At 27.6% G+C, this 10450-nt stretch carries 6 protein-coding genes, 4 tRNA genes and 1 pseudogene; 2 read left to right on the top strand and 9 right to left on the bottom strand.

Annotated elements, in window-relative coordinates; genetic code table 11:
* Nucleotides 1–581: 581 nt before the first annotated feature.
* Both BBA70_RS00585 and rnhC read right to left on the bottom strand, forming a co-directional pair.
* Complete coding sequence (locus tag BBA70_RS00585; RefSeq protein ID WP_041639793.1) at nt 582–1001, bottom strand: HIT family protein; 420 nt, start codon at nt 999–1001, stop codon at nt 582–584.
* 65 nt (nt 1002–1066) lie between these two features.
* Nucleotides 1067–2056: a ribonuclease HIII gene (gene rnhC, locus BBA70_RS00580; protein ID WP_252861443.1), complete on the bottom strand. Its 990-nt coding sequence runs from the start codon at nt 2054–2056 to the stop codon at nt 1067–1069.
* 590 nt (nt 2057–2646) lie between these two features.
* Between rnhC and BBA70_RS00575 the strand changes: the two are divergent.
* A pseudogene (locus tag BBA70_RS00575) lies at nt 2647–2872 on the top strand (DDE-type integrase/transposase/recombinase); the annotation flags it as partial.
* 463 nt (nt 2873–3335) lie between these two features.
* Here BBA70_RS00575 and BBA70_RS00570 read toward each other — a convergent pair.
* Nucleotides 3336–5027, bottom strand: coding sequence for a ribonuclease J (locus BBA70_RS00570; RefSeq protein WP_011412385.1), 1692 nt, complete (start codon nt 5025–5027; stop codon nt 3336–3338).
* Between the two features lie 193 nt (nt 5028–5220).
* Between BBA70_RS00570 and BBA70_RS00565 the strand changes: the two genes are divergently transcribed.
* On the top strand, nt 5221–6039 hold the full coding sequence (locus tag BBA70_RS00565) for an HAD-IIB family hydrolase (RefSeq protein ID WP_011412384.1): 819 nt from the start codon (nt 5221–5223) through the stop codon (nt 6037–6039).
* A gap of 146 nt (nt 6040–6185) precedes the next feature.
* Here BBA70_RS00565 and BBA70_RS00560 read toward each other — a convergent pair.
* The 6 genes from BBA70_RS00560 to BBA70_RS00535 all read right to left on the bottom strand — a co-directional run bounded on the left by BBA70_RS00560 (nt 6186) and on the right by BBA70_RS00535 (nt 9699).
* Nucleotides 6186–6260 (bottom strand) — tRNA-Gly (locus BBA70_RS00560).
* Nucleotides 6261–6288: 28 nt separating this feature from the next.
* Nucleotides 6289–6365: transfer RNA gene (locus tag BBA70_RS00555), tRNA-Pro, on the bottom strand.
* A 25-nt stretch (nt 6366–6390) separates the two neighbouring features.
* A tRNA-Arg gene (locus BBA70_RS00550) sits at nt 6391–6467 on the bottom strand.
* A 13-nt stretch (nt 6468–6480) separates the two neighbouring features.
* A tRNA-Glu gene (locus BBA70_RS00545) sits at nt 6481–6556 on the bottom strand.
* A 319-nt stretch (nt 6557–6875) separates the two neighbouring features.
* The gene (locus BBA70_RS00540) at nt 6876–7739 is read right to left on the bottom strand and encodes a DegV family protein (protein ID WP_011412383.1); all 864 of its coding nucleotides are present in this window, start codon (nt 7737–7739) and stop codon (nt 6876–6878) included.
* Between the two features lie 271 nt (nt 7740–8010).
* Nucleotides 8011–9699, bottom strand: coding sequence for a ribonuclease J (locus BBA70_RS00535; protein ID WP_238374413.1), 1689 nt, complete (start codon nt 9697–9699; stop codon nt 8011–8013).
* Nucleotides 9700–10450 lie beyond the last annotated feature (751 nt).

Genomic DNA, 10450 nt, shown 5'->3' with positions numbered 1-10450 from the left:
GAATATTCCAAAAAACAATTATTAGCAAATAAAAAAATATGTACAAACCGCAATTTTAATCTATATTTTTTTATCATAAAATTATTTTTTTCCAATTATAAAATATAAAAATGAGGGTAATTAAAATCTTTTCAAATTGCAAATAAAGCCCACCAGTATAAAGAGAATTTTTATTATCTGAAATATAAATAATTTCTTTGTTGTTTGAAATTAAATCTTCATAAGTACCATCATAAAATATCACTTTAAACCCAAAATGCCCATATTTTTCAACTTTCCAAAAGCCTTTTTATACCATTAACAAAAAAACCATCCGAAGTATAAAAATATTTTTTTCTATTCTTATATTTGTTTGCATTAATGAAATAAACTAAAAATAAAGCCAAAGTAAAAAGACCCATAAAAACCCATATAAATATTTTTTCTGATTGTTTTATTTGCATAAAACACCTCTTTTAAGTTTTTTTCATTTTTGATATAAATTAAAAAAGTTCTATAAAAAATATTTTGTAAAGGTTTTATTATTAAAAAAAGAAAGACAGTAATATATTTATTTTATGCTTCCTTAACAATATATTTTTTTATTTATTCAAATGCACTAAAATAGCTTTTTGAACTTTTTCATAATCTTGAGGAAGCATCAAAGAAGCATTATTTTTAAAAACTACATTAATTTCTTTTTCATCAAAACGAGGAATTAAATGCACGTGATAATGAAAAACAGTTTGACCTGCTACTTTGCCGTTATTATTTAATAAATTGATTCCCTGAGCTTGAAAAACATCAATTAATACTTTGCTTATTTGATGTACTACTTTAAACAAATGGGCAAAAACAACTTCAGGCACCATTAAAATATCGCGATATTCTTGTTTAGGCACCACCAAAGTGTGTCCTTTGGTCGCTTGGGTAATATCTAAAAAAGCAACCACTAAATTATCTTCATAAAGTAGATAACCAGGTATTTGTTTTTTGATAATTTTAGTAAAAATAGTTGACATAAAAACTCCTTTAAATTTGTTTTTTTTGATAAATAAAATTGGAAGCAAGCGCCAATATTATAAATTTATTCCATTTTGCGTAAAATATTTTTAAAATTACACTTAGCAATTTGAGGCAAAATCTCTAATCCGTGTTGTTTTACTATCAAATCAATTTGCAAATCTAACAATTTGCCTGCTCCTAATTGCAATTTAAAATTAATTTGCTTAGAAAGTTTTGCTATTTGCGTTAAAAAAAGATATCTAGCAATAACAGAAGCCACAGCAACACTAAAATAAGAACTATCAGCCTTGGTTTCAAAAATAATGTTTGTATAAACCTCATTTTGGTCTTTTTGGTCTTGCAAATAATTAAAATAATTTTTAGGAAAACAAAATTGATCTAAAATAACAGGAACATTTGGAGGGGCTTTAAAAACAGTTTGCTTAATTGCTTCGTTATGCATTAAAGCCTTGATTTTATTCAGATTACATTGTTTGATTATTTGATTGTATTCCAAAGGCATCATTATTTTAGAAGAATAAATAACTTCTTTCATAATTAAAGGAGCTATATTTATTATTTTTTCATCTGAGATTTTTTTGGATTCGGCAATAATTCCTAGGTTTTGTAAAAAAGCAATATTTTTAGCAGTCAAATAAACACAACAAACAACAACAGGACCAAAAACGTCTCCTGTACCTACTTCATCAGAACCGATGGATGGCAGATAATAAGTTTTTTTATTGTTAAGTTGCAAAAATAAATTTGTCCCCAAATTGCTTTTAGTTTTTAACGTTGGGGCTTTTTTGACTAACGAATAACTAACTTCTTTTATTTCGCTATTATCGCTCACTGTTTTCATTTTCAACATTTTTTTAATAAAAGAAACCATAAAAAGGGCATTTTTCCCTTGCACCAACAAAGTTCCATTATTATAAACTGTTATTTTAGCGAAAGATTTGTCTACAACAAAAGCAACCGTTTTATTAGCTGATAATTTTAATTGTTTGCGGTAGAATTTTTTAATTGTTAATAATTGATTGTTTTTCAATTTTAAACTATAATTTGACATCACTCAACACATCCTTAATATTTCTTGCATTTGGGCATTTTTTGTTGTCTTAGGTTTTCCAAAAAAGACAAAATTTATAATCACTTCTTTTATTATATATCACAATAAACTAAAAAAATAAAATAACAAGCTAATAATTGCAATTTATATAAAAAAAATTAGAATATTTGAAAAACATTCTAATTTTTAATTGAAAATTATTCTTGGTTTATTTTTTTAATTAAATTTTTTATAAATAGAAAATTTATAAATTAAAAGGAGCAAAAATTGTTTTGAAACTTGAGTTTATAAATAAAAAAAATTTGCAAATGATAAGAGAATTTGAGGTGTTCCAAAAGTGTGAGTCTTTTTTTGTTTCAAAGATTAAAAAAAAACTTTCATATCTTTTCTAAAAATGTTTTTAGAGAGGAATTAAATGTTAAGATAAAAAATTATTTAAAGATTTTTTAAAAAATAAAAGAATTTAGAAATTCGTAATAAATTAATCGAACTTCATTTATCTTTAGTAAAAAAATAGTTTATCAATTTAAATATTACCCTAAATTTTTTAACTAAAGAGGTTTTGTATCAAGAAGGGATTTCAGGATTAATCAAATAAACCCCTCCAAAAAATATTTACCGACATCACTTATTTCAAAAATCCCCAAGTATTTTTATATTTTTTTTGCATCATTGATTCTTTCAACAACCAAATTATCGCTTTCCACACTTCCAAACATCAAAAAAAAAAAAACGAATTAGTTTTAAACACCATCCAAAAATTACCTCTATTAAAAAGAACCTTGTATCATTCATTCCAATCAAGGAACAGTTTATTCGGCCAAACGAAAACCATCTTACAAAGTCAACATCCTTTTTTATTTCAAAAATCAAACAAAAAAGTTAAAATTACGTTAAGAAAATGAAATTATAATTATTTTTGTAGTTTGAAAAGATATGAAATTATCTACTTAATTTTTTATCCTTAAATAAAAATTTTAGAGACAAAATTTATCTAAAAAAGGGAATAGCACAGAATTTTGGTATGCAAAAATGAGATATTAATATATTAAAATATTATATTTTTAGTTAAAAAATGGTTTAATTTTAAAGAATATTTATAATCCTAAGACAAATCAAGGCAAGAAAAAGAAGAGAAAAGGAAAAAGGGTAAAAAGTTATTTATTGTGATTCAATAAAAAATTTTAATATCAAAAAGAAAGATATCATTGTAAAAAATCTCAAATAGTTTTTAAAATAATGGAAATAAGCTAAATAATTCAAAATTTGCTAAAACTACTTAAACTGTTAAAATAATAGGAATAATAATTGGATTCCTCAAAGTAATTCCGTATATTTTAGAGGCAAGATAATCAACGATAATTTTGTTTAAAGTCTCTTTTTGCACTTCATCTTGTTTAATAGCTGTTTCAATGCTATTTTTAATATCATAAGAAATTTGTTTAATCATTTCTTGATTATCTTTCATATAAATAAAGCCACGAGAAACAATTGTTGGTAAATTAAGGACTTTTTTTCTTTTTAAATCAATGCTCATAACAACAGAAAATAAGCCTTTTTCACTCAGACTACGGCGTTCTTTTAGGATAGAATTGCCCACATCGTCTATCCCAGAAGCATCGATAAAGATGTTACCCACGTTCATTTTTTGGGTAATGGCGGCTTTTTCGGGAGCTAAGTTTACCATTTGTCCATTTTCTAAGATGAAAATATTACTTTCTGGAATGCCACATTCTAGGGCTAAATTTTTGTGTGCAATTAGCATGCGATGTTCGCCGTGAACTGGAATAAAATATTTAGGTTTGGTAAGCGAAAGCATTAATTTCAGGTCATTTTGGTTGCCGTGTCCTGATACGTGAGTTTTAATTAAAGGTCCGTGAGTTATGATGTTGACATTTTTTTTGAAAAGCAAATCAAAAATTTTATTAATGTTTTCTTGGTTTCCAGGAATGGGAGAAGAAGAAAAAATGATAGTATCTTTGGGGCTTAACTTAATTTGTCTGTGAGTGTTATTGGCCATTCTGCTTAAAGCTGCTAAGGGCTCTCCTTGTGACCCGGTGCAAAGTAAGATAATATCACGATATTTGTGAATGTTATTGTTTGTGACAAGGGCGCCTTCAGGAATGTTAAGATAGCCATGTTTTTTACCAATTTCCAAAGCTTTTTCCATACTGCGACCAAACACTGCAACTTTTCTTTTAGTCTGAATAGCAGCTTCTACAATTTGTTTTATGCGGTAAAAATTAGATGCAAAAGTAACAATAATGATGCGGTCTGCAATATTTACAAAGAGTTCATTAATGGAATCCCCAATAGTACTTTCAGATTGGACCAACCCAGATTGCTCGGCATTAGTAGAATCAGAAAGGAGGCATAAAACACCTTCTTGTTTAATCTTGATTAATTTGTCGTATTCCGCTTCTGGACCTACAGGAGTATAATCAATTTTAAAATCCCCAGTATAAAAAATATTACCGTATTTGGTGTTAAAAACGATACCAAAAGTGTCAGGAATAGAGTGGTTAAGCCTGATGAAAGAAACGTTTACTTGATGTCTAAATTCGTATTTGGTATCATGGCTGTATTTTTCTATTTTGGGTAGGGTACCAATTTCTTTATGCTCTGCTAATTTGTGTTCCAACAAATAATATGCAATCCCTGAGACAAAAATTTTAGGAATACGCACTTTTTTAAGCAAATAAGGAATGCCTCCAATATGATCTTCATGTCCGTGAGTAACAAAAAGCCCTACAATGCGAGATTCGTTTTTCAATAAATAATCATAATCAGGAATGACGTAATTGACTCCTAACAAAAAATCATCTGAAAACAAAATCCCTGAATCTACAATAAAAATTTGCTTGTGAATTTCAAAAACATACATGTTTTTGCCAACTTCGCCAAGCCCTCCCAAAGCAAAGAAAGAAACATCGGAATTATAGCTATTAATCTTTGGGTCTAAATTATTCATAAAAATTATTCTCCTTTAAATCTTATTAAAATCAATAAAAAAACTGCTAAGGTTTCCTATTTTAACGATTATTACTACCTATATTATAGTATAATATAAGCAATAATTGTAATTAATTATTGCATAAAATTGATATTTTTAGCAAAAAAGACATTATAAATTATATTCATAAAGAAAATAGGTAATAAAGTTTATGAAAAAACTAATTTTTTTTGATATTGACGGCACTTTAAGAAGTAATAAAAATAAAGCTATTTTGCCTCAGACAAAAGCGTTAATCAAAGAACTTTCGAAAGATCCTAATGTAGTTTTAGGAATCGCTACAGGCAGAAGTTATGCTAGATTAGGAGTTTTAAAAGAATTAAGACCTTTATTTAAATATTTAGTTTTGTGTAACGGCGCTCTTACAATGCAAGCACAAAAAAAACAAGAAGAAAAAGTACTTAATGGGGTTTACTTTGACCAAAAAGATATTATGCAAGTAGAAAAAGCAGCCGCTACAAATGGAGTCGCTTTAACTCTTTTTACCTTAGACGAAATTTTTGCCATAGATTTACAAAAAGACCAAAAACTCAAAAATATTAGCAATTTTAAAGGGGAACAAAAACTAGTTCTAAATGATGCTTTTTTTAAGCAACAAAAAGTTTATCAAATGGTATTATTAAATTATAAAGAAAACGATAAAGAAAATGATAAAGAAAAGATAAAACATTTTTTAAAAGATATGCCCCAATTAAAAGCTTACTTTTGGGACAGTGGCTTTGTTGATATAATGTACCAAAAAATAGACAAATCATACGGCATTAAACAAATTAAGGCTCTTTATCCTAATCATCAATTGATTTGTATGGGAGACGGTCCCAATGACTTTGAAATGCTTAAATTAGCTGATGTGGCAATCACTATGGGAAATACCAAAATAAAAGATTTAAAAAAAATTGCTAATTTTGTAAGCCCTCATATAGATGAAGACCGCATGTATGATTTTTTTAAAACTAAAAAAATAATTTAATAGTTTAAAAAATCTGCAATAAATTGTTGCAGTTTTTTTGTTGTGTTAATATATAATAAAAGTTAAACCGTTTATTGATGAGATAAGCGGTTTAACTTTTTAGTTTATAGTTTTGTTTTATATTTATTATTATGGGGAATAATAAATGGAGCGGGCGATGGGAATCGAACCCACGTCTTTAGCTTGGAAGGCTAAGGTAATGGCCATTATACGACGCCCGCCTAGATATTTAAATAGTTAATTAAGGAATGGTCGGGAAGGCAGGATTTGAACCCGCGACCTCCTGGTCCCAAACCAGGCGCTATACCAAGCTAAGCCACTTCCCGTTAATTGAAATTTATGATTTTTTATTGGCACACCCAAGAGGATTTGAACCCCTAGCCTTCTGATCCGTAGTCAGATGCTCTATCCAATTGAGCTATGGGTGCTTTTTTATCAAATTGGTGACCCGTACGGGATTTGAACCCGTGAATGCATGCGTGAAAGGCATGTGAGTTAACCGTTTCTCCAACGGGCCTAATATTTTTTATTTATACCTTGGAATAAATCATAAAGTATAAATAAAAATAATCTCTTAAAGTGCATCAAAATAAAATAAGTTATTCAAAAGTTTTTTTAATTTTAACCAATAATTATTATACCAACATTTAGCCAAAAAGTCAAATAATAAAATTTTTTATGAAAAATATTTGGAAAATATGTATTATTACGATATTTTGGTTTGGAAATGCAGTCGCGCAGGAACTCAAAAAATAAATTTTGCAAGAATTAAGGAGCAAGAATTAATATTTATACTATTTTTTAATTTTGTAAAAACTATAATAATGGCAAGCGTATTATTTTTGAAATTTAGGTTTTCTAATAATTCCTACTCCAATAGCGCTATCTCCTACATGACATCCAATAACAGGAGTTAAAGGGATTTGTAATAAATTTTTTAAGCCTAATTGGGTTTCTAAAACTTGTTGAAACTCATTTTTTAATTCAGGGTTCCCTGTAAAAATTAAATGGATTTGGTAATCATGATTTTGGGTGTATTCTTTGATTTTAGAAATTATGGCTAAAATTGCTTTATGGGAACTTAAAGTCTTTTTAATTAAAGCAATTTTACCATCTTTTTGAACTTGTAAAATGGGATTTATTCTCAAAAGACGACCAAAAAAACTTTTTACTCCTACTAAACGTCCATTTTTGATTAATTGTGTGAGTTTTTTGGTCATAAAAAAAATGGTATTATTTTCTTTAATAAAATCTAAATGCTTGACAACTTGTTCTATGGATTTGCCTTCTGCAAATAAACGATAAGCTTCTAGGGCAAAAAAACCTTCACAAAAACAGACAGTTTTAGTATCATAACAGTGTACATCAATTTTATCTGATACCATTTTCCCTGCTTGAATAATAGCATTATAAGTGCCACTTAAAGCAGAAGACAGCGTAGTTACAAAAACTTTTTGATAACCTTGTAAAGATAATTTTTCAAAATAAACTACCATTTCACCCACTGATACTTGTGAAGTTTTAGGCATAAAATCAGGGGTTTTTTTAAACATTTGATAAAATTGATCGTATTTCATGGTTTTACCATCAATATATTCTTGATAATCGATCAAAATTTTGATTCTAAGAATATCAATATCACAAGAATGCGAGCAATAATCAAGACAGCTAGTAGAAGTGGTTGCAACTTTTATTTTCACATCATTCTCCTTTAATTTGCTTTAGGGATGCCAATTATTTGCCATATAAAGGTTTTTGGTAATGAAAAGTGTTTGGGGGGAAAAATATAATTAAAATATCAAAATAAATTAGAATTAAAAGTAGGTGTTAGTTGTTTGTAATTAGGGTTGAATTGGGGTTAAAGGAAAACGGAACAAAAATAAAATTAACTTTTTTATATTGAATTATTATTTTATTTTTGACAAATTTCTTATTATTTCTTATCGTATTTATTTTTATTTATTATTCTTTTTATTCACTTTTAACACTGATAAAAATAGGAATAACAATAGGTCTTTTTTTAGTTTCTTTGAATAAAAATTTAACTAATGATTCTCTAATATTTTTTTTGAAATCATTCCATTTAAGATACTTTTTTTTCAAAAAAATTTCACTTTTTTCATCAAAAATAGCTTTTAACTTAGGAAAAATATGACTAGTTTCAGAATCTGCCAAAAAACCTTTACTTACTAATTGTGGTGCTCCTACTATTTTTTTGTGTTTAGCATTAACATTGGCAACAACAATTACAACTCCATCCGCTGCTAAAAGTTCACGGTCTTTCATAATAAAATCTTGCCCATCAATAACGGGAGTGCCATCAATTAAAATTTCTGTAAGAACTCCAGTATTAGATTCAGCAAAGGCATCTTTTTGTGAGTCGCAATGCCAAATGCTGCCATTTTCTAACAAGAAAATTTGGTTGAGTTTGAATCCTAAACTTTGAGCAATTTTTTGCACTTGATATTGATGACGATATTCACCCATAACAGGAATAATGTATTGAGGTTTTAAAAAATTAAGCATCAATTTAAGGGTTTTTTCATAATCATCGGAACAAGCGTCTAAATCTTTGACCAAAACACGGGCTGGAATGTTGTGACGCGACAAAAGATCTAGGGTTTGAGATTGCATTTTGGCAATTCCTGACATTTCTTTGGACATCAACAACACTAAATCTTGGGTCGTTAAATGAATTAAATTATCTGTTTTTTGACACATTTTTTGCAAATGAAACAAAGGCTCAAAATGCTTACCTAGCACAAAGACAACTAATTTTGGATGTTTTTTGGAGTCTTCTAGTGTTTTTAATTCCACTAAATTGAAAGAAGGCACTTTTAAAAAACCTTTTTTCAAAGCAACATCAATAATTTTTTCACTTTTTCTACCTAAAAAAGTTATTTTAAAATTAAGTCTACATGCCAAATTCACTACAGATTGAATTTTTAACAAATCAGGCATCAAAGAAGGAATAACAATAATGCCTTCAGATTTCAGCAAGTGATTGCTAAAATAGTTATTCAATTTGTGCTCAAAACTCGATGCATCGTTATTATGAGAAGATGTGATAAAAGCCCCACGACAAGAAGGCAAAAAGGTAAGCACTTTGGGTTGTGCTAATTGAGCTAATCTTGTAAAATTAGTTTGAAAAAATTTATTTTTAGAATGCAATAATTTCAGGTCGCCAGAATAAATGATGCTACCTCTTTTAGTTTGAAAAACCATCCCCAATGTTTCAGGAATCAACTGCGATGTAGCAAAAAAGGCCACTGCCACATCATCAAAAATAAGTCTTTCGTCACTTTTCACGATTTGTAGATTGAAATTGCGATAATTAATTTTATGACTTTGAAAATGCGCTTTTAGGACTTGCATCGTAAAATAAGAAGCATAAACAGGGATATCAAAATCTTTCATCAAATAAGGTAAGGCACCCAAATTGGTTTCAAAAGCCGATGATAAAAAAACACCTTTAATCTTATCTTTGATATCCTGTAATTTGTAATAATCAGCAATCATAGAATCGATTCCATAAAGATTAGTATTAGGATATTTTAGTCCAGCATCAAGTAAAAAATAAGAGTCGTTAATTTGCAATACGTAAAAATTTTTTCCACTTTCGCCCAGCCCTCCTAAAGCAAAAAATTTAATGTCATTCACTTGGAACCTCCAGTTTGTAATTTGAAAATTATTCATAATTAAAGATGAAAATAATTTCTTGAAATGTTTTGAAAATTAAAAAATAAAAATTGGGATTGAATTGGGATCGCAAATCCAGAATCGAGCATTGAAAAATATATTCAGGTTTGAGGTTTGGTAATTATTGGAATTGTTGAATTATTTAGTAAATATTTTTTCGTTTGGTCAATTTAGATTTTTTTTAAAAAGCCAAATTTGGATGCGATAATTTCGCATTTATTTAATTTATCAATAAATAAATTTGCAAAATGCCCAAAATAAAAATAAAATAGCAATTGCATTGCAATTAAATTCAATAAAAAACTTGAAACAAATGCGCGAAAAATTTTTTTGAAAACTTGTTCGTATTTTATTGTAGCAAAAATGTTATTTATTAGGTTAAAAAATATTTTATAAGAGTCAAAATCAAATTTTGAATATTAAAAAATATTAGCCAGAAGGAAAAAAGAAAAAATAGGTGGATTATTAATGGTTTGGGTCAATTTGATAATAATTTTAAATCATTTAAAAAAAATATTTTTTCAGTTTTCTTTGGTTTTGTCAAATATTGCATTTTTTATTGATAAATATTTTTAATAATTTTCAAAATCATAAATAATTGAAAAAAATTGGGTTTGGGGGTAAAAAAGTTTTTTTGAATTATTTATAATTTTTAAAATTGGCTTATAATTTTTTTACAAAAGCAATAATTCAGCTTATTTTAAAAAACAAA

The organism is New Jersey aster yellows phytoplasma, assembly GCF_002554195.1.
Classification (GTDB): Bacteria; Bacillota_I; Bacilli_A; order Acholeplasmatales; family Acholeplasmataceae; genus Phytoplasma.
Note: the sequence above shows the minus strand (reverse complement) of the source record. Positions and strands in the feature narration are given on the sequence as shown.

Excerpts from the sequence above, each read along its gene's own strand:
- BBA70_RS00585 (WP_041639793.1), bottom strand. The coding sequence starts at position 1,001 with ATGTCAACTATTTTTACTAAAATTATCAAAAAACAAATACCTGGTTAT.
- rnhC (WP_252861443.1), bottom strand. The coding sequence starts at position 2,056 with ATGTCAAATTATAGTTTAAAATTGAAAAACAATCAATTATTAACAATT.
- BBA70_RS00570 (WP_011412385.1), bottom strand. The coding sequence starts at position 5,027 with ATGAATAATTTAGACCCAAAGATTAATAGCTATAATTCCGATGTTTCT.
- BBA70_RS00565 (WP_011412384.1), top strand. The coding sequence starts at position 5,221 with ATGAAAAAACTAATTTTTTTTGATATTGACGGCACTTTAAGAAGTAAT.